At 72.6% G+C, this 17,936-nt stretch carries 18 protein-coding genes; 5 read left to right on the top strand and 13 right to left on the bottom strand.

The genetic code is table 11. From position 1 onward, the window contains the following. Nucleotides 1-269: 269 nt before the first annotated feature. The 3 genes from rlmN to ACVKXF_RS17955 all read right to left on the bottom strand — a co-directional run bounded on the left by rlmN (nucleotide 270) and on the right by ACVKXF_RS17955 (nucleotide 3,477). Nucleotides 270-1,502 (bottom strand): 23S rRNA (adenine(2503)-C(2))-methyltransferase RlmN, encoded by a 1,233-nt coding sequence (rlmN, locus tag ACVKXF_RS17965; RefSeq protein WP_123314398.1) that lies wholly within the window; start codon nucleotides 1,500-1,502, stop codon nucleotides 270-272. Between the two features lie 90 nt (nucleotides 1,503-1,592). Further along, nucleotides 1,593-2,558: a C40 family peptidase gene (locus ACVKXF_RS17960; RefSeq protein WP_456796551.1), complete on the bottom strand. Its 966-nt coding sequence runs from the start codon at nucleotides 2,556-2,558 to the stop codon at nucleotides 1,593-1,595. Nucleotides 2,559-2,730: 172 nt separating this feature from the next. Continuing rightward, a complete protein-coding gene (locus ACVKXF_RS17955; RefSeq protein ID WP_340195578.1) occupies nucleotides 2,731-3,477 on the bottom strand; it encodes a pyridoxamine 5'-phosphate oxidase family protein in 747 nt (248 codons plus the stop codon). Between the two features lie 22 nt (nucleotides 3,478-3,499). On the opposite strand from ACVKXF_RS17955, the gene pdxR reads away from it, so the two are divergent. Then, nucleotides 3,500-4,975 carry a MocR-like pyridoxine biosynthesis transcription factor PdxR gene (gene pdxR / locus ACVKXF_RS17950; RefSeq protein WP_456796550.1) on the top strand — a complete coding sequence of 492 codons (1,476 nt, stop codon included), beginning with the start codon at nucleotides 3,500-3,502 and terminating at the stop codon, nucleotides 4,973-4,975. A 45-nt stretch (nucleotides 4,976-5,020) separates the two neighbouring features. Here the strand turns inward: pdxR and ACVKXF_RS17945 are convergent, their stop codons facing one another. The 3 genes from ACVKXF_RS17945 to ACVKXF_RS17935 all read right to left on the bottom strand — a co-directional run bounded on the left by ACVKXF_RS17945 (nucleotide 5,021) and on the right by ACVKXF_RS17935 (nucleotide 6,716). Beyond that, nucleotides 5,021-5,530 carry a hypothetical protein gene (locus ACVKXF_RS17945; protein ID WP_456796549.1) on the bottom strand — a complete coding sequence of 170 codons (510 nt, stop codon included), beginning with the start codon at nucleotides 5,528-5,530 and terminating at the stop codon, nucleotides 5,021-5,023. Nucleotides 5,531-5,628: 98 nt separating this feature from the next. Next, nucleotides 5,629-6,504: an alpha/beta fold hydrolase gene (locus tag ACVKXF_RS17940; RefSeq protein WP_456796548.1), complete on the bottom strand. Its 876-nt coding sequence runs from the start codon at nucleotides 6,502-6,504 to the stop codon at nucleotides 5,629-5,631. A gap of 44 nt (nucleotides 6,505-6,548) precedes the next feature. Further along, a complete protein-coding gene (locus tag ACVKXF_RS17935; RefSeq protein WP_185021522.1) occupies nucleotides 6,549-6,716 on the bottom strand; it encodes a hypothetical protein in 168 nt (55 codons plus the stop codon). Nucleotides 6,717-6,869: 153 nt separating this feature from the next. Between ACVKXF_RS17935 and ACVKXF_RS17930 the strand changes: the two genes are divergently transcribed. Both ACVKXF_RS17930 and ACVKXF_RS17925 read left to right on the top strand, forming a co-directional pair. After that, on the top strand, nucleotides 6,870-7,220 hold the full coding sequence (locus ACVKXF_RS17930; RefSeq protein ID WP_396290824.1) for a GntR family transcriptional regulator: 351 nt from the start codon (nucleotides 6,870-6,872) through the stop codon (nucleotides 7,218-7,220). Continuing rightward, complete coding sequence (locus ACVKXF_RS17925) at nucleotides 7,217-8,188, top strand: DUF1648 domain-containing protein (protein ID WP_456796547.1); 972 nt, start codon at nucleotides 7,217-7,219, stop codon at nucleotides 8,186-8,188. The genes ACVKXF_RS17930 and ACVKXF_RS17925 overlap by 4 nt, the downstream gene beginning before the upstream one ends. Before the next feature lie 28 nt (nucleotides 8,189-8,216). On the opposite strand, the gene ACVKXF_RS17920 is transcribed toward ACVKXF_RS17925, so the two are convergent. After that, on the bottom strand, nucleotides 8,217-8,978 hold the full coding sequence (locus ACVKXF_RS17920; RefSeq protein ID WP_456796546.1) for an SDR family NAD(P)-dependent oxidoreductase: 762 nt from the start codon (nucleotides 8,976-8,978) through the stop codon (nucleotides 8,217-8,219). An 80-nt stretch (nucleotides 8,979-9,058) separates the two neighbouring features. On the opposite strand from ACVKXF_RS17920, the gene ACVKXF_RS17915 reads away from it, so the two are divergent. Further along, nucleotides 9,059-10,570, top strand: a complete 1,512-nt coding sequence (locus ACVKXF_RS17915) for a hypothetical protein (protein ID WP_456796545.1) — start codon at nucleotides 9,059-9,061, stop codon at nucleotides 10,568-10,570. Between the two features lie 112 nt (nucleotides 10,571-10,682). Here the strand turns inward: ACVKXF_RS17915 and ACVKXF_RS17910 are convergent, their stop codons facing one another. From ACVKXF_RS17910 to ACVKXF_RS17885, 6 genes are read right to left on the bottom strand one after another with little or no spacing between them, the layout of a single operon-like run. Next, nucleotides 10,683-11,600 carry a phosphogluconate dehydrogenase C-terminal domain-containing protein gene (locus ACVKXF_RS17910; protein WP_456796544.1) on the bottom strand — a complete coding sequence of 306 codons (918 nt, stop codon included), beginning with the start codon at nucleotides 11,598-11,600 and terminating at the stop codon, nucleotides 10,683-10,685. Continuing rightward, nucleotides 11,597-12,442, bottom strand: coding sequence for a sugar phosphate isomerase/epimerase family protein (locus tag ACVKXF_RS17905; RefSeq protein WP_456796543.1), 846 nt, complete (start codon nucleotides 12,440-12,442; stop codon nucleotides 11,597-11,599). Before ACVKXF_RS17905 ends, ACVKXF_RS17910 begins: the two co-directional genes overlap by 4 nt. Then, nucleotides 12,439-13,239 carry a triose-phosphate isomerase family protein gene (locus ACVKXF_RS17900; protein WP_456796542.1) on the bottom strand — a complete coding sequence of 267 codons (801 nt, stop codon included), beginning with the start codon at nucleotides 13,237-13,239 and terminating at the stop codon, nucleotides 12,439-12,441. Before ACVKXF_RS17900 ends, ACVKXF_RS17905 begins: the two co-directional genes overlap by 4 nt. After that, on the bottom strand, nucleotides 13,239-13,724 hold the full coding sequence (locus ACVKXF_RS17895; protein ID WP_111086530.1) for a ribose-5-phosphate isomerase: 486 nt from the start codon (nucleotides 13,722-13,724) through the stop codon (nucleotides 13,239-13,241). The genes ACVKXF_RS17900 and ACVKXF_RS17895 overlap by 1 nt, the downstream gene beginning before the upstream one ends. Before the next feature lie 26 nt (nucleotides 13,725-13,750). Next, nucleotides 13,751-15,475 (bottom strand): dihydroxyacetone kinase family protein, encoded by a 1,725-nt coding sequence (locus ACVKXF_RS17890; RefSeq protein ID WP_456796541.1) that lies wholly within the window; start codon nucleotides 15,473-15,475, stop codon nucleotides 13,751-13,753. Beyond that, nucleotides 15,472-16,869, bottom strand: coding sequence for an MFS transporter (locus ACVKXF_RS17885; RefSeq protein WP_456796540.1), 1,398 nt, complete (start codon nucleotides 16,867-16,869; stop codon nucleotides 15,472-15,474). Before ACVKXF_RS17885 ends, ACVKXF_RS17890 begins: the two co-directional genes overlap by 4 nt. Before the next feature lie 169 nt (nucleotides 16,870-17,038). Here ACVKXF_RS17885 and ACVKXF_RS17880 point away from each other — a divergent pair, with 169 nt between their 5' ends. Next, nucleotides 17,039-17,788, top strand: a complete 750-nt coding sequence (locus ACVKXF_RS17880; protein ID WP_123314411.1) for a FadR/GntR family transcriptional regulator — start codon at nucleotides 17,039-17,041, stop codon at nucleotides 17,786-17,788. Nucleotides 17,789-17,936 lie beyond the last annotated feature (148 nt).

The following is a 17,936-nucleotide window of genomic DNA, read 5'->3' as shown; positions in this document are numbered from 1 at the left end:
TTGACAATGTGCACGCTGTTGAGTTCTCAAGGACCAGACGCACTCCCCCGCTCGACACCCGAAGATGCTCCGCCAGAGAGGCTATGAAATCCGCTACCCGGGGAAGAACCGTGGCGGACAAGATCTCCAGGTGAACCCAGGGACCGTCTCAGCCGTTCCGTTCTCCGCCGCCGTGGCAACGAGAGGTAACACTACACAGGCTCCGGGGGCCTCGCCAACCGTTGGCCCTCCCGGGCGTGTCGGCTCGGGAGGCCCCGTCGACGCGGGGTCTACTCGGCGGCAGCGAGCTGCCCGCAGGCCCCGTCGATCTCCTTGCCGCGGGTGTCACGCAGGGTGGTCGGGATGCCCGCGGCGTTGAGTCGGCGGACGAACTCGTCCTGCACGTGCACCTCGGACGAGGTCCACACGGAGCCCGGCGTCGGGTTGAGCGGGATCGGGTTGACGTGCACCCAGCCCTTGCCGCGCTTGTTGAGCTTCTCGGCGAGCAGGTCGGCACGCCAGGCGTGGTCGTTCATGTCCTTGATGAGCGCGTACTCGATCGAGACACGGCGGCCCGTCTTGACGTAGTAGTTGTGCGCGGCGTCGATCGCCTCGTCGGCCTTCCAGCGCGAGTTCACCGGGATGAGCTCGTCGCGGAGTTCGTCGTCCGGGGCGTGCAGCGACAGCGCGAAGGTCACCGGGATGTCCTCCTCCGCCAGCTTGAGGATCGCGGGGACCAGCCCGACGGTCGAGATCGTGATGCCGCGGGCGCTCATGCCGAGGCCGTTCGGCTGCGGCGCGACCATCAGCCGGACGGCGTCCATCACCCGCTTGTAGTTGGCGAGCGGCTCCCCCATGCCCATGAACACGATGTTCGTCACGCGCTCGGCGTCGACGCGGTCCTTGCCGCCCTTGCGGGGATCGCCACCGAGCTCCCCCGCCGCGATGGCCGCGTTGGCCCGGACGATCTGCTCGATGATCTCGGCGGTCGACATGTTGCGGGTCAGACCCGCCTGACCGGTGGCGCAGAACGGGCAGTTCATGCCGCAGCCGGCCTGCGACGAGACGCACAGCGTGATGCGACCCGGGTACCGCATGAGCACCGACTCGACCAGGGCGCCGTCGTGCAGCTTCCACAGGAACTTGATGGTGTCGCCGTTGTCCGTCGCCAGCCGCCGGGTCTCGGTCAGCAGGGGCGGCAGCATCCCGGCGACGAGCTGCTCGCGCTGGGCTGCGGGCAGGTCGGTCATCTTGTCCGGGTCGGACGTGTAGTGCGTGAAGTAGTGGGTCGCGAGCTGCTTCGCCCGGAAGCCCGGCAGGCCGAGTTCCTTGACGCGTGCCTCGCGCTCCGCTGCCGTCAGGTCGGCGAGGTGCACGGGCGGCTTGCCGCGCTTCGGCGACGCGAACTGCAGCAGCGGACGGCCGTCGGTGTCGGTCGCCTGCTTCCAGCCCTCGGTGCGCGGACGCACCTGCGGACGAGCAGACTGCTGCTGTTCGAACGGAGTGCGGGTCTCGGAAGCCATCGGACCAGGATACGGGAGGCCCGTGACACGTCGGTGCCGGACCCTCCGGTGGCCGGGATGGTCAGCGTCGTCGGCCCCGCCTGCGTCGGGTCAGCTGCCGGCGGGCAGCAGGCGCGCGAAGTGGTGCGCGGCAGAGTACATCGGCACGATGTCGACGACCTCGCCCGGGTGCGGGGCCTGCAGCACGAGTCCCTGGCCGAGGTAGAGGCCGACGTGGTCCTCGTCGTCGTACACGACCAGGTCGCCGGGCAGCGCCTCGGACTCGGGGATCGTCGTCGCGGCGGCGTCCTGCGTCGGCACGTAGTGGACGAGCGGGATGCCGACCGCGGCGTACGCGACCATCGTCAGGCCGGAGCAGTCGATGCCCTCGTGGCTCGCGCCGCCCTCGACGTAGGGGTCTCCCATGTACTGCAGGGCGGTCTCGACGATCGTGGCGCGGTCTCCCCCGGCGGACAGCGCCGCCGACAGGGCCGACTGCGCCTGGGCCGTCGTGACGCCGAAGCGCAGGTCGAGCGTCGGGTACGAGACGACCGTGGTCGTGGTGGTCATGCCGTCGGTGGTGACGACGGGGACCTTGACGTCGTGCGCCACGGTGAAGGTCTGCGCGGCCTGTGCGGTCGTCGTGCCCTGCTGCGTCTCCGCCGGGGTCGCCGCGTTCGCCGGCACGGCCAGCGTCAGGCTCGAGGTCACGGCGATCGCGGGTGCGAGCAGGATCGCGGCGCGCTTGGCGTTCGCGGCGCGGCGGATGTGCCGGGGGTCCACGGCGCGCTCGGCACGCAGCACGGCCGTCCGGCTCAGGACGGCCGCACCGGCGACCGAGGCCACGGGTGCCGAGGCGACGGGTGCGGGGCGCGACTGCGTCCGGACGGTGCGGGTCGGCTTCGGGTGCTCGACGAACGTCGCTCGTGCGGCGGCGGGCCCGAGCGCCGAGCGCCGACCACGGGGACGCAGCTGCTGCGGTTCCGGCGACGGCGATGCGGGTTCCACCGCGGTGCGCGGGGTCGCTCGCGAGGGCTGTCGGTCGTCGGCTGCTGCAGGCAGGGCGTGGCGTCCCATGGGTCCTTCCGGGTCGGGACCGCTGGGCGATCCGGAAAGTAACGTATTGGTCACGGCCCGGATCGCGGCTGGGCAGTCCCGGAGTGTTCCTGCGGCTCGTCACAGGAACAGGCGGTCCTCGCAGGTCGCTCGGATGCGGCGGATCCGCGATCCGGGTGCCGTGGACCCGGCCTCAGACGGACGCGACCCGCATGACGGCGGCGATCCGGGCCTCCCGGTCGGACGACAGGCGATCGAGGCGAGCCGCCAGCGCCACGACGGACGCGTCGACCGGGGCGTCCCCCGAGATGTCCCCCGGTACCGGGACGCCGGCGCGGACGGCGAGCGGCAGGACGCCGGCCCAGACCGTGTGGTCCTCGCCGTCGTCCGGTGCCTCGCCGTTGCCCTGGAAGCGCACCTTCACGCTCGCGCGGTCGAGGGGCAGCTGCAGGACCTGGGTGGCGCGGACCTCCTTGGCGGTCATCTCGCGGACCTCGTCGCGGCGGCCGGGCATGAGGTGGTCGGCGACCTGCCAGAGCGCCTCGGTGCGGAGCTCGGGCGGCACGACCGTCGCGGCGCCGGCGATCATCGCGCTGCGGTAGTTCGCCGAACTGTCGAAGGTCGAGCGGGCGAACACGAGCCCGTCCAGGTGTGTGACCGTCGCTGCGACCTGCACGCCGGCCGGTCCGGCCTCGAGGAAGAGGCCTCCGCCTGTCGAGCCGTGCAGCAGCAGGACCGGGCCGGCCCCGAGGTCGCCGACGCCGCACAGGAAGGGCAGCACGATCGGGTGGCCGCCGCGGACGAACCCGACGTGGGCGACGTGGGCCTCGGCGAGGATCGCGCGGAGCACGGCGGGGTCGTCGGACTGGCGCTCGCGGATGCGACGGACGCGCAGGTCGGGGCCGTCGGTGGGCTCGTACTGGTGGGGCGTGGTGCTCATGCGGGCCACGCTAGGTTCGTCAGTGGTCCAGTACATGGACCAGATCGAGGAGATCGTGGTGGACCAGTCCGGCAAGACCGCGGGGGTCGTGGCGCGCATCCGGCGCATGGTGCACGACGGCACGCTGCGCGAGGGCGATCCGCTGCCCTCGACCCGGGCGTTGGCAGCCGAGCTCGGTGTCGCGCGCGGCACGGTCGTCGCCGCGTACGACCAGCTCGACGGCGAGGGCTGGATCCGGACGCGGCACGGTGCCGTGGCGCGGGTGGTCGCGTCTGCCGGCGTGGCCACCGCTGCCGTCCCGGTCGTCGCCCGACCCGGGGTCCGGCCGGCGGCGACCGACCCGAGCGCGGCGCGGTCAGCGTCGGTGGTGGCCACCGCGGCCCGGATCGTCGACTGCCGCCCCGGGGTCCCCGCCGTCACCGCGATCGCGCAGCGGGACTGGCGCGCGGCCTGGCGGGCGGCGGCCGACGCCCCACTGCGGAACGCGGTCGCGGACCCCTTCGGCACGGTGGAGCTCCGAGCGCAGGTCGTCGCGCAGCTCGGCCTGGGTCGCGGGTTCGCCCCGTCGGTCGACCGGGTGCTGCTGACCGCGGGGACGTCCGAGGCACTGTCGCTCGTCACCGAGGCACTCCGCGTGCACCTCGGCCGCGCACCCGTGTTCGCGGTCGAGGACCCGGGGTACCGGACCGGTCAGCGTGCCGTGCTCAGTGCGGGCGGGACCGTGGTCGGCATCCCGCTGGACGACGACGGGATGGACCTCGACGCGCTGACGGCCGCCCCGCCGGTGGACGTCGTGCTCGTCACGCCGACGCACCAGTACCCGCTCGGTTCCGTGATGCCGGTGGCACGACGGCAGCGACTGCTCGCCTGGGCCGCGGCGACCGGCACGCTCGTGGTCGAGGACGACTACGACTCCGAGTTCCGGCACCGCGGCAGCCCCGTGCCCGCACTCGCGGCGCTCGACACCGAGGGGGTGGTGCTGCACGTCGGCGGGTTCTCGAAGACGCTCGACCCGCGGTTGCGCTGCGCCTACGTCGTGCTGCCGGCTGCGGCGGCTCGTTCCGGTACCGCCCCTGATCGCTCCGCCGCGGTGCTGGCTGCCCGTCGCGCCCGCGGCGCGGTCGTCGCCGAACCGGTGCAGGTCGCGCTCGCGCACCTGCTCAGGACCGGTGCGCTCCGCCGGCACCTCGGCCGGGTCCGACGCGACTACACGCACCGTCGCGCACGGATCGCGGCTCGGCTCGACGGCGTCGCCGGACTGGAGGCCCGTGCACTGACCGGTGGACTGCACGCGGTGGTCGTGTGGTCGTGTCCGGCGACCGGACGGGACGTCGCCGCGCGGATGGCGGACGACGGCGTGCTCGTCTCGACGCTCGAGGAGTACGGGATGGCGCCCGGCAGCACGCCGGCCGGGATCGTGTTGGGGTACGGGGCGGTGACGGTCCCGGAGCTGGACCGGGCGCTGGACGCGCTGGTCGCGGCGGTCGAGCGGGCCTAGAGCCTTCGGTGGCGCTGGTGCGAGCGGACCGCCGGGTGCTCCCGATCAGCCGCCGTTCTGGGCGGTCGCCACCACGTTCGAACCGGCCTGCTGGCACGCGGTGTTCAGGGTGCGCCCGACGAGTTCCCACTCGGCGTTGTCCTCGAGCGCCGGCCCCGACGCAGGCGCCGGGTGGGCGTCCAGGTACTCGAGTGCGTAGTCGATGGCGTCGTCGAGCCGCTCGTCGCTGCTCGACAGGTGCTCGTAGCCGAAGCGCTCCGCGGCGATGAGCGCCTCGTACTGCGCATCGGACAGGACACCGCGGGAACGACCGTCCGAGGCGTTCAGGGCGATCGTCGACAGCGCGCTGAGCTGCCCGCAGACGGCCGCGGCGCTCCGGTCTTCCTCCATCGGGTCGAGCGCCGCGGCCGCCGGTGCTGCGTCGGCCGTTCCGGAGCTCGACGAGGTCGGCGCCGGCGCCGGTGCCGACGAGGCGTCGGCCGAGCACGACGTGAGGGAGACGGACGCGAGCAGTGCACCGACGACCAGGGGCAGCGCGAGTCGGAGGGAAGTCATGCCCGCCATCGTGGCAGCGAAGTCGTCACGTCCGGGGCGTCGTGTCGCGATCGAGACCTCGTCGATACCGGATCGTGAGCAAGCGGGCGAGCCGGTGGTCAGGGTCGCTGCAGGTGTGCGCGCACCTGTGCTTGCACGGCGGCGGCGTCGCGGTGGTCCCAGAGCGCGAAGTGCGTTCCGCCCGGCAGCGTGACCAGCTCAGCGCCGGGGATCGCTGCGGCGGCGCGGGTACTGTCGTCCGGCCGGACCTCGGTGTCGGCGTCGCCGTGCACCAGGAGCGTGGGAGCCCGGACGGCACCGAGGTCGAGCGACCCCACGGCCGCGAGCTGGCGCACGTCGTTCTCCCAGCCGGTGCGTCTCGGCCCGGAGGCGTTGCCGGTGCGTGCGAGCCCGAGCAGGAACGCCCGCCGGTCGGGGTCGGCGAGGACGCCGGCGACGTGGTCGCGGAGGGCCCCGCCGCGCAGGGTGCTCACGCCGGCCACTGCAGCGCGAGCTGCTGCGGCCGGGGCGACGCGCGCTGCGGCCGCTGCCATCCCGGCGCCGAACGCCGTGCCGGTCACGAGTCGTTCGGCCAGGCCGACAGGTCCGGGGACCCAGCGACCGGACACCCCGGAGGCGACGGCGAGCGCACTGACCCGGTCCGGGTCGCGGACGGCCAGACGGTACGCGGCCGGAGCGCCACCGGACCACGCCAGCACGCCGGCCCGATCGATGCCGAGGCCGTCGAGGAGCGCGGCGAGCCGGTCGGCCTCGTCGTCGATCGTGGCGTGGTCGCTGTCGAACGGGGTGCCGAGGTACCCCGGCCGCGAGACCGTGACCACCCGGAAGTCCTCGGACGGCAGGAAGCCGGCCATCAGCTCGGCGACGTCGATGCCGCCGGGGCTGCCGTGCAGAACGAGCACGGGGACGCCGGTGTCGGAGCCTCGGGTCCCGACCTCGAAGCCGCGGGTGACCGCTCGGGCCGAAGGGGGCATGGCCCGACGATACTGCGGGCTCGGGTTCGTCGTCGGCGTGCGGGTCAGCGGCCCTCGGGGCGCGCGGAGCCGCGGGTGCTCACGAGGTCGGCGAGGGACGGCTCGGCCTCGTCGGTCGGTACGGCCCAACCACGGCGGGCGGCCTTGCGGACGAGACGGTAGGTGGTGACCTGGACGGGCTCCACCCCGTCGGCGGATTCGTAGTTCGTCATCGTGGTTTCTCCCTGAATAGCGAGTGGTTCGCTGCAACCGAAAGTACCCGGACGACGTACCCCCGGACGGGGGCCTGCGTTCCGTGGCCAATGGTCGGAGAACGCAGTGCGAGCACCCTGGAGTCGGCGGGATTGTTTGCATACAATGCGAACATGTTGATCACCGTCGACCCGACCGCTCGGGCCACGCTCGCCGAGCAGGTCGCGTCGCAGATCCGGTACGCGATCGCACGCGGCGAGCTCGCGAGCGGGGAGCGCCTGCCGGCGGCGCGCGACCTCGCCGCCGCGGTCGACGTCAACATGCACACGGTGCTGCGCGCCTACGCACAGCTGCAGGACGACGGACTGATCGAGCTGCGGCGGGGTCGCGGAGCCACCGTCCTGCGATCGGGCAACGCCTCGTTCGACCGGCTGCGCACGCTCGTCGACGAGCTGCGCGACCAGGCCGACACGCTCGGGGTCCCGCTCGACGACCTGTTCACGATGATCAAGGGGGCACGATGACGAACCGACCAGCGACGAACCGAACGCTGCGCACGACGACGCGCACGGCGGTGGTTGCGCCCGGGCTGCTGGTGTTGCTGGCCCTGGTGATCGCGGCGCTCGTCGCCGCACCGAGCCTGCCGGACCGCATGGCCGTGCACTTCGGGGCCGACGGCACCGCGGACGGCTGGAGTTCGCCCTGGCCGGTGTTCTGGATCACGCTCGCGGTGGCCGCCGGCGCGGTGGCCCTGGCGTTCGCGGCGCTGCGGATGCCCGACCGTCGGACCGCCGGCACCCTGGTGCTCGTCGCCAACCTGTTCGCCGGCAGTCTGGGCACCGCCTGGATCGTGCTCGCCGCCACGAACAGCGTCGGCGACGCAACGCTGTCCGGCTGGTGGACCGTCCCGTTCCTGGCCGTCAGCGCGGTCATCGCCGCGGTGCCGGTCGTGGCACTCGTCCGGTCGGCCGCCCCGGTGCCCGCGCACGACGTCGAACCGCTGCGCGTCGGCTCGGACACGCGGGTGGCGTGGCGCGCACGCATCGGCAGTCGCTGGTTCGCGGTGCTCGGGGCCGTGGTCGTCGGACTCGGCATCGGCACGGGGATCGCGACGGCGCCGGCCGGCGTCGGCACGGCCGTCGTGTCCGGAGCGGCGCTGGTCGTCGCCGGGCTCGCCGTGCTGGTCCTCGCCCGGGTCGAGCTCACCGTGGACCGTCGCGGGATGCGGCTGACCTCCACCTGGACCCGCATCCCCCTCATGCGCGTCCCGCTCGAGCGGATCGAGTCCTGCGGGTGGGAGGACGTGTCGCCCGGACAGTGGGGCGGGTGGGGCTACCGGTTCTCCGGCCGCGGGGTCGCCTACGTGGTGCGGTCCGGGCCGGGGCTCGTGGCACGGCTCCGCGGCGGGCAGGCGCGGATGGTGACGGTGCCGGACGCTGCGGGCGGGGCCGCGGCCCTGGGCGCACTGCTCGCCCAGCGCACGCCGGCCTGACGGGGCCGCGCCGGGCCTCCCGGTCGGGTCAGAGGCTCGTCATGCCGCCGTCGACGCGGAACTCGGCGCCCGTCGCGTAGGACGACTCCGCGCTGGCCAGGTAGACCATGATCCCGGTCACGTCGTCGGGGGTCCCGGGGCGGCCGAGTGGTGTGCGGGAGACGATCGCCGCGCGCGCCGAGGGATCGCCGGAGATCGTCCGGACGAGCCCGGTCTCCGTGTAGCCCGGCACGACGGTGTTCACCCGGATGCCGTCCCGTGCGTACGCCATCGCGGTCGCACGGACGAGCGCGTGGATGCCGCCCTTGGTCGACGAGTAGGCCGCGAAGTCGGCGCCCTCGCCGTTCAGCCCGGTGGGTGAGCCGGTCGCGATGATCGACCCGCCACCGCCGGCCGCGAGCATCGCCAGGACGGCGTGCTTCACCGTGAGGAACGTGCCCGTCAGGTTCACCGCCACCGTACGGTTCCAGGTCTCGAGCGACACGTCCGCGACCGCGGCATCGTGGCCGAACAGCTGCACGCCGGCGTTCGCGACCACGACGTCGGGGGTCCACTCCTGCGCGGCGAGGGCGGCGAACCCGGCCGCGACGCTGCCCTCGTCGGCGATGTCCACGGTGAGCGGCAGTGCGCGCGGACCGGCTGCCGCTGCCGCGGCGTCCGCCGCCGTCGCGTCCCGGTCGGCGTAGACCACGCGCGCGCCCTCGGCGACGAACCGGTCCGCGATCGCGCGGCCGATGCCGGAGCCCGCCCCCGTGACGAGTGCGGTGCTGTGGTCGAGTCGTGCGGTCATGCGGGCGCTCCGTCCTGGGAGCGTCGTCGCTCCAGGGACCCATCATTGCCCAACCGGTTGACCGGTGGTAGTCATGCACCATGACCGTGACGTCGATGGGCACCGAGTCGTCGATCGGTGCGTGGCGGTTCACCCTGCGCGGTGCCGAGCTCGCCGACCTCGCGTACGACGGTGAACCCGTGCTGCGGGCGATCCGGTTCGTGACACGGGACCACGACTGGCGCACCGCCGACGACACCGTGCTCGCACGGACGCAGCCGTCCGGCACGGGTACCGGCGGACGCCTCCGCATCGAAGCCAGCAGCCGGTACGACGGCACCGAGGTGCTCCGGTACGTCCTCGAGGTCACCGTCGACGGCCCGACCCTGCACGTCGACGCGGTCGCCAACACGACGGCGCCCTTCCGCCGCAACCGCATCGGCCTGGTCGTGCTGCACCCGCCGACCCTCGCCGGTGTGCCGTTCACCGCCCGGCACCCGTCCGGCTCCGTCACCGAGTCCGCGTTCCCGACGTGGATCGCGCCGCACCAGCCGGCCACCGACCTGTCGGGCCTGGACTGGTCGACGGGTCGGGTCGCGCTGACGCTCGACCTGGCCGGCGACGTGTTCGAGACGGAGGACCAGCGCAACTGGACCGACGCGTCGTTCAAGACCTACTCGACGCCACTGTCCGAGCCGTTCCCCGTCGCGCTCGACGCGGGTTCCGCGGTCCACCAGTCGCTCACGCTGCGCGCGACGACGGACGATCGACCGGGAGGCACGGCCTCCCCCGCCCCGGACCTCGCGTTCCTGGACGGGCCGGCTCCCACCACCGTGGTCGCCCCGCCGCCGACGCTCCAGCTGCTCGCCGCCTCGGCCCCGGCCGCTGCGCGCCCGACCGCGGTGCCGCTCGACGTGCCGGTCCTGGTGGAGCCCGTGCTCGGCGACCCGAACGTCAGGGCCGTGCTGGCGTCAGCTCGCCGCGATGCCGGCGGCGGCCCGCTCGACGTCCGGTTCGTCACCGAGGACCCGGACCTGCTCCGTGCCGCGATCGACGACGTGCTCGACTCGGGCGCGGTCGTGCGGATCGGCGCGTTCGACCCGACCACACACGTGACGACCCCGGCGTTGCAGCAGGCCCTGCGCGACGCCGCGGCTTCCGTGGGCGACCTCGAGGTCGTGGCGGGCACCCGCGCGCACTTCACGGAGCTGAACCGGACCGTCGACCTGTTCCGCGACTGGGACGGACCCCTGACCTTCAGCGTGACGCCGCAGATGCACGACCGGTCGCCCGAGCAGGTGACCGAGTCGATCCGGATGCAGCGCTGGGTGGTGGGCAGTGCCTCCCGGCTGGCCGCCGGCAGGGCGCTCCACGTCGGACCGGTGACGCTGCGACCACGGTTCAACGCGGTCGCGACGTCCGCGCGCCCGTCGGTGACCGACGCGACGATCGAGGCCGGGTACGGGCCGCAGTTCGTGCCGGACGCGACCGATCCGGAGCAGCACTCCCCCGCGGCGCGGGCGTGGTTCGCGGCGTCCGTGGAGGCGCTGACGGTGCCGGGGGTCGCCTCGATCACCCTCGCCGAGGCCTGGGGACCCCGCGGCGGGCGGTGAGTGCGCGGCGGTCGGCGGGCGGTGCGTGCCGGCGGGCGGTGGGTGCCGCGAAAGCGACAGATCCCCGCCGATGGTCGGCGGGAATCTGTCGCTTCGGCGGATCAGACGAACGTCAGCGGCGGACGACGTCGATCTTGAGCATCTTGGCGATGACCGAGTCGAGCTCGCTGTCGTCGAATACCTGCTTCCAGTCCTCCTTGATGAGCTTCTCGCGGCCGTAGCCCATCGCGATGTGGCACGCGTCGGAGAACGGGTTCGAACCACGGAGGCCGTTGGTCAGCGCGATCCAGGTGTGGCCGTAGAGCATGGCGCGGGCGGCCTCGCGGGGCACGCCGACACCGGTGACGGTCTCCTCGAGGGCGTCGTTGAGGAAGTCGCCGATCATGCAGGCGATGGTCTCGACGAGGGTCGGCTCGAGGACTGCGAGCTGCTTCACGGTGACCCAGTGCACCTGGATGACGGGTGCGTACATGGTCGTGATGACGGCCTCGGCGATCGCCTTGGCACGCTCGTCCTGGTCGCCGAGCGACTCGGAGGCGTCGAAGGCCGCGATGACCTCCTGCGGGGCGGCGATGCCACCGAAGGTGTCGTCCCACTCGGCCTTGGTGGTGCGCTCGAGGAACACCGACGGGTGGCACGGGTGCGCCACGGCGTAGTGGATGTCCTCGCGCTTGGCGAGCAGTCCGGCGTAGGCGGCGGCCGGGTCGAGCGTCAGGATCGTCGCGCCCGACTTCATGGCCGGGACGAGCTGCTCCGAGATGCTGCCGAGCAGGACGTCCGGCACGGCGAGGATGACCACGTCGGCGACCTTGGCGGCGTCGAGGCTGTCGGTGAGCTCGCGGCCGAGGGCCTGGATGCGCTCCTGGCCGGCGGGCGAGGCCTCGCTGTAGAGCGTCGTGTACTCGCTCTTCGCGAAGTTGTTCGAGACGCGGGTGCCCATCTTGCCGCCGGCACCGATCACGGCGACGGTGACGTCGGCCGTACCGGATCCGGCAGCGACGGTGTGGGTGGTGGTGACGGTGTCGGTCATGATTCCTTGCTCCTGGTGTACTCGATGGTGTGTTCGGTCCACGCCGCCTCGATGCGGGTGGTGGTCTGTGCGGGCGTCTCGCCCGGTCGTGGGTCGGCGCCGGCGTGCTCGTCCTGCCACGGCAGCCAGAACTCGATGACGCGGTTGATCCCGCGGGCGTCGGGGTCGATCGCGGCACGGACGGCGTCGTGGTCGACGACCCCGGTGCCGATCGGGACGCCGGTGTACTGGAAGCCGACCCACCCCGGCGACCGGGTGAACCCGGAGTCCTTGACGTGCCAGTTGACGACGTGCGGTGCGGTCATCGCGACGACGTCGGCGGGGTGTTCGAGCCGCGCGACGGTGTTCGCCGGGTCCAGGCAGATGCCGAGCCGGTCGGAGCCGATCGCCTGCACCACCGCGACGAGGTCGGCGGTGGCGACGACCTCGTACGTCTCGAGGGCGAGCGTCACCCCGGCCGCCTCGTAGGCGGGGATCGCCTCGCGCAGGCGGTGTTCGGTCTCGACGGCGTCCGGCTGGTCGTCGCCGCTCGTCCACATCGACCGGACGAGCGTCGCGCCGAGCATCTGCGCGATGTGCAGGTACCGGGCGAGGTGCGCCGGGTCCGTACCGCGGGTGCCGACCTCGAGCGTGAGCCCGAGGTCGTCTGCGAGCGTCCGGATCGCGGTCAGCCGGTCGTCCGACGCGGTGTCGAGCGGCAGGTGGTCGCAGATCTGGAACAGGTCGACACCGTCGTGGGTCGCGGCGTCACGCAGGGCGTCGTCGAGGGACATCGGCGCCTCGACACGGTCGGACATGCGCCAGGAGTAGGCGTAGGTGGAGAGGCCGAGCAGGGAGGTCATGCGCTCGCCCCCAGCAGTTCGGCCTCGTCGAGGATCGTGCGGACCGCCGCGGGGTCGTGGGCGAAGCGGCCGAGGAACAGGCCGCCGATGCGGCCGTCACCGCGCGTGAGCAGACCCGGTCCGGCGCTGCCGCCGTAGATGACGACCGAACCGGCGAGCTCCGGGCGGGTCGACAGGTGCTGCTCGATGCCCGCGAGCACCGCGACGATGTGCTCGTCGGGCGCAGGCTGCGGCGCACCGATCGCCCAGACCGGCTCGTAGGCGGCGATCACGGGGCCGGCGAGCCCGTCGGCGACGGCCGTGGCGACGAAGCGGTCCAGCTGCGCGGTGACCTCGGCGACGGCGGCGGACGGGTCGCCGTCGGCTGCACGGTCGGTCTCGCCGATGCAGATGAGGGGACGCAGGCCGTTGCGGAAGGCGGCGTGCACCTTGCCGGCGATGTCCTGGTCGGACTCGTGGAACAGGGAGCGGCGTTCGGCGTGCGCGATCTCGACCAGGTCGACCCCGATCTCGCGGAGTTCGCGGCCCGACACCTCACCGGTGAAGGCGCCCTCGTCGGCCCATGCCAGGTCCTGCGCGCCGAGGAGCACCGGCGTGCCCTCGAGCACGGCGTGCACCGGCAAGAGCGACGGGAACGTCGGGATGACGAACAGCTCGACCGCGCCGGACTGCACCGCCGGGTGGGTCCGGGCGATGTCGGCCACGGCGGCCGCCCACTCGAGCGTCCGGGCGTGCCCGAAGTACATCTTGAGCGACACCCCGATCGTGATCGGGGCGGCCGCCGTGGTCGCCGGCATCAGGCGTCGGTCCCGACCGGGGCCGAGCCGTCGTAGGCACAGATCGCCGCGACCTTCGATGCGCTGGCACTCGAAGCGTCGAACGTGTAGCCGAGCCACTCCTTCGCCATCCGGCGTGCGACCTCGACGCCGACGACCCGCTGGCCCATGCAGAGGACCTGGGCGTCGTTCGACAGGACCGAGCGCTCCACGCTGAACGAGTCGTGCGCCGTGACCGCCCGGATGCCGGGGACCTTGTTCGCCGCGATCGCCACCCCGAGTCCGGTGCCGCAGATCAGGATCGCCCGGTCGGCCTCGCCGTTCGCGACCAGGCGTGCGGCGTCGACCGCGACGTGCGGGTACGCGGTGTGGCCGTCCGCGTCGACGCCGACGTCGACCACGGAGACGACGCGCGGGTCGGCCTGCAGGTCCTGCTTGATGATCTCCTTGTAGTCGAACCCGGCGTCGTCCGAGCCGACGACGATGCGGAACTGCTGGTCACTCATGCGGGTGCCTTTCGTGGTGGTGTGGGTCAGGCGGGGACGGAGACGGTCGACAGGACCGCCGCGGTGATCAGGGCGAACGAGACCGCGCCGGCGTCGGGGGTGCCGACCGCGTCCTCGCCGTGGGTGCGAGCACGGCCCATCTTGGGCAGCAGGTCGGCGGTGGCGTCGGCAGCGGCCGTCGCGGCGGCTGACGCGGCCGACCAGGCGCTGACCAGGTCGTCGCCGGCCGCGACGCGGTCGGTGAGGACCTGGTCGAACGGGACGATCGCGTCGACCATGGTCTTGTCGCCGGGGACGGCACCGAAGGCGAGGACCGCTTCGACGGCCGCGTGCACGGCCTGTGCGACGGTGGCGGCTGACGGGCGCTGGTCGTCGCCGAGGACGCGACCCAGTGCCTCCAGGGCGGCTCCCCAGATCGCACCGGACGTGCCACCGGCCTTGTCGGACCAGGCGTCTCCGGCGATCGCCAGGACGCTGCCGGCACCGGCGCCGCGCGCGGCGGCGTCCTGTGCGGCACGGTCCGCCGCGGTCGAGCCGCGCTGCATGCCGATGCCGTGGTCGCCGTCACCGGCGACGGCGTCGATGCGGCCGAGCTCGTCGGCGTGGTCGTCGATGGTGACGCGGATGGCCGTGATCGCCGCGGCGACCCAGGCGGCGGACGCCTGCGACGCCTCGGTGCCGGGCGTGACCGGTGCCTGCTCGTCCGCGGCGAGGGTCTCGGGTGCGACCTGCTCCTGCGGGACGGCGCCGCCCTTGCGGTACGCGGGACTGTCGGCGGGCGCTGCCCACAGCTGCTCGAGTTCGTCGTCGAGCCAGAAGAGCGTCAGCGAGACGCCGGCCATGTCGAAGCTCGTGACGAGTTCGCCGACCTCGGGTTCGACGACCACGACGCCGGCCGCGGTCAGCTTCCGCTGCACGGCGTTGAAGACGACGAAGAGCTCCTCGTACTTGACGCTGCCGAGGCCGTTCAGGATCGGGACGACGCGCTGGCCTGCGTGCGCGTCCACGCCATCCGGTAGCTCGGTCAGGAGCTTGTCGACGAGCAGGTCGGCCAGACCGTCGGCAGTGGGGACGTCGGCCTCGTCGATGCCACGCTCCCCGTGGATGCCCATGCCGATGGCCATCCGGCCCTCGGGGACGGTGAAGAGCGGCTCGTCGGCGCCGGGCAGCGAGCACCCGGAGAACGCGACACCGAAGCTGCGGGTGCGGTCGTTGGCGCGGGTGGCGATCGCGGTGACCGTGTCGAGGTCGTCCCCGCGTTCGGCTGCGGCGCCGGCGACCTTGAAGACGCACAGGTCACCGGCGATGCCCCGGCGCTTGTGCGCTTCGGAGCTCGGGGCGCTCGCGACGTCGTCGGTCACGCGCACCGTGCGGACCTCGATGCCGCTGTCGGCCAGTGCCCGCGCCGCGGCGTCGAAGTTCAGCACGTCGCCCGCGTAGTTGCCGTAGCTCAGCAGCACACCGCCGCCGTGCTCGGACGCCTTCGCGACCGCCGTGACCTGCTGGGCACTCGGGCTGGCGAACAGGTTGCCCATCGCGGCACCGGCGGCCAGACCGTGCCCGACGAGTCCGCCGAACGCCGGGTAGTGGCCGGATCCGCCGCCGACGACGAGCGCGACGGTCCCCTCGGGGCTGGTGGTCGAGCGGGCGACGCCCCCGTGCACCTTGCGGACCCGGGACTGGTTCGCGGCCACGAAGCCGTCGACCATCTCGTCGGCGAAGTCGGCGGGGTCGTTGAACAGGCGGGTCATGCGTGGCTCTCCTGGGTCGTGGTCGTCGTGGCCTGCGCCGCAGCGTCGGCGTCACGCTGCTCGTTCCGCTTCGTGTTCCGGCCGAGCACGAACATCAGCACGCTCGACAGCACCATGAAGAAGCCGACGATGAACATCGGCACCTGGTAGCCGCCTGTCCACCCGCTGACCACACCCGTGATGTACGGGGCGGCGAAGCCACCGAGGTTGCCGATCGTGTTGATCAGCGCGACCCCCGCGGCTGCGGCGGCTCCGGTCAGGAACTGCGTCGGCACGGTCCAGAAGTTCGGCAGCGCGGCGAAGATCGAGCAGGCGGTAACCGCGATGACGGCGATCGTGGCGGCCGGGCTGTTCATGTACAGCGCGACCGGGATGCTCAGGCCACCGACGAGCGCGGGGACGGCGATGTGCCAGACCCGGACGCCGCGGCGGAAGGCGTCACGCGACCAGAAGTACAGGACGACCGCGGCGGGGACGTACGGGATCGCCGTGATCATGCCCTTCTGGAACAGGTCGAACGTGGTGCCGAACTGCTCCTGGAAGCCGTCGATGATCGTCGGCAGGAAGAAGCTCAGCGCGTACAGGCCGTAGATGAAGCCGAAGTACACCGCCGCGAGCATCCAGACGCGGCCGGAACCGAACGCGGCTCGGAGGCCGCCCTTGGCGTGACCGTCTCCCCCGCGCTTCTCCTTGTTCTCCTTCGCCAGGGCACCTTCGAGCCACAGCTTCTCGTCCTCGTCGAGCCACTTCGCCTGCGACGGCTTGTCCTTGAGGACGAAGAGGCACAGGATGCCGACGATGATCGCCGGGATCGAGACGCAGAGGAACATGAAGCGCCAGCCGGCGAGTCCGCCGAGCAGCCCCTCGTGGGTCATCAGCCAGCCGGCGAGCGGGGAGCCGATGACGCTGGTGAGCGGCTGCGCCAGGTAGAACAGCGCGAGCATCTTGCCGCGGTGGCGCGCGGGCACCCAGGTCGACAGGAACAGGATCGCGCCGGGGAAGAAGCCCGCCTCGGCGATGCCGAGCAGGAAGCGCAGCCCGACGAGCTGCGGGTAGTTCTGCACCCACGTGAAGAGCAGCGAGACGATGCCCCACGTGATCATGATGCGGGCGAGCCAGATGCGCGCGCCGAACTTGTGGAGCGCCAGGTTCGAGGGCACCTCGAGCACGAGGTAGCCGATGAAGAACACGCCGGAGGCGAACCCGAACTGGGCGGCGGTCAGACCGAGGTCCGCCTCCATGCCGTTCGGGGCCGCGAAGGAGATCGCGGTGCGGTCGAGGAAGTTGATGAAGAACATCAGTGCCACGAACGGCACGATGCGGATCGCGATCTTGCGGATGGCCGTCTTCTCGACGACCGAGGTGGGGATGCCTCGCGTGGCGGGGATGTCCACGATGACTCCTGCTCGGTGGGGGTGGTACGACTCCGACCCGTGCTGCTGCGCCCGGGTGGAGCGGACGCATCGGTGCGCCTGGTCCAGTGTGCGGATTCCAGTTCGACTTGTCAACCGGTTGACCAAAGCGCGCAGGCCCAACCGGTTGACCGAACGGTACGCTCACTGCATGCCCGCGTTCAGCCCGGACGATCCCCTCAACATCCGACTCGAACTCGAGTCCGTGCCCGCGGGATCGCCCGCCTCCGAGGTCGCTCGACAGCTCGTGTCCCTGCTCACCGCGGGTGAACTGGCACCGGGCTCGCGGCTGCCGTCCGAGCGGATCCTGGCCGAACGGCTCGGTGTCGGTCGCTCCGCCGTGCGCGAGGCGCTGGCCGCCCTCGAGATCCTGGGCATCGTGCAGATCCGCCCCGGCTCGGGCACGTACCTGCAGGGCGGCACCTCGGACCTGCTGCCGACGACGCTCTCGTGGGGGCTCATGCTCGCCTCGAACCGCACCCGCGAGCTGTTGGAGGTCCGGTCGTCGCTCGAGCGCACGGTCGCGATCCTCGCCGCGCAGCGCGCCACGCCCGAGCAGGTCGCCGAGCTCGGCGAGTACCTCGTCCGACAAGAGGCCACCCTCGACGACCCGGAGGCCTTCATCGACGCCGACGTCCGGTTCCACGTCCTGCTCGCCCGAGCCGCGGGGAACGACGTGCTCGGCGATCTGCTGCAGAGCCTGCGGTCGATGCTGAGCGTGTGGGTCGGTCGCCGCGTCCAGACCCGCCAAGCCACCGAGGCGGCCTACGAGGAACACCGCGCGATCTACGAGGCACTGCGGGCCGGCGACGTGCCCGCCGTGCAGCGGGCGATGGACGAGCACATGGCCACTGCGAGCGCCCGCATCGAGAACGCCGAGCCCGTCCCGCCCGTCGAGTAGCGGTGGGGCGGCGGGCGCGCGGGCGGGCGGGCGCGCGCGCGGGCGGGCGCGTGCGCTTCGTGAGCAGAAATGGTCGGGTCCGTGACGGCGACCCGACATCTTCTGCTCACGATCGGGCGGCCGGGAGGCGCGATGCGGGTCCGCCTCG

The sequence above is a fragment of the Curtobacterium sp. PvP017 genome, from assembly GCF_054060195.1.
Note: the sequence above shows the minus strand (reverse complement) of the source record. Positions and strands in the feature narration are given on the sequence as shown.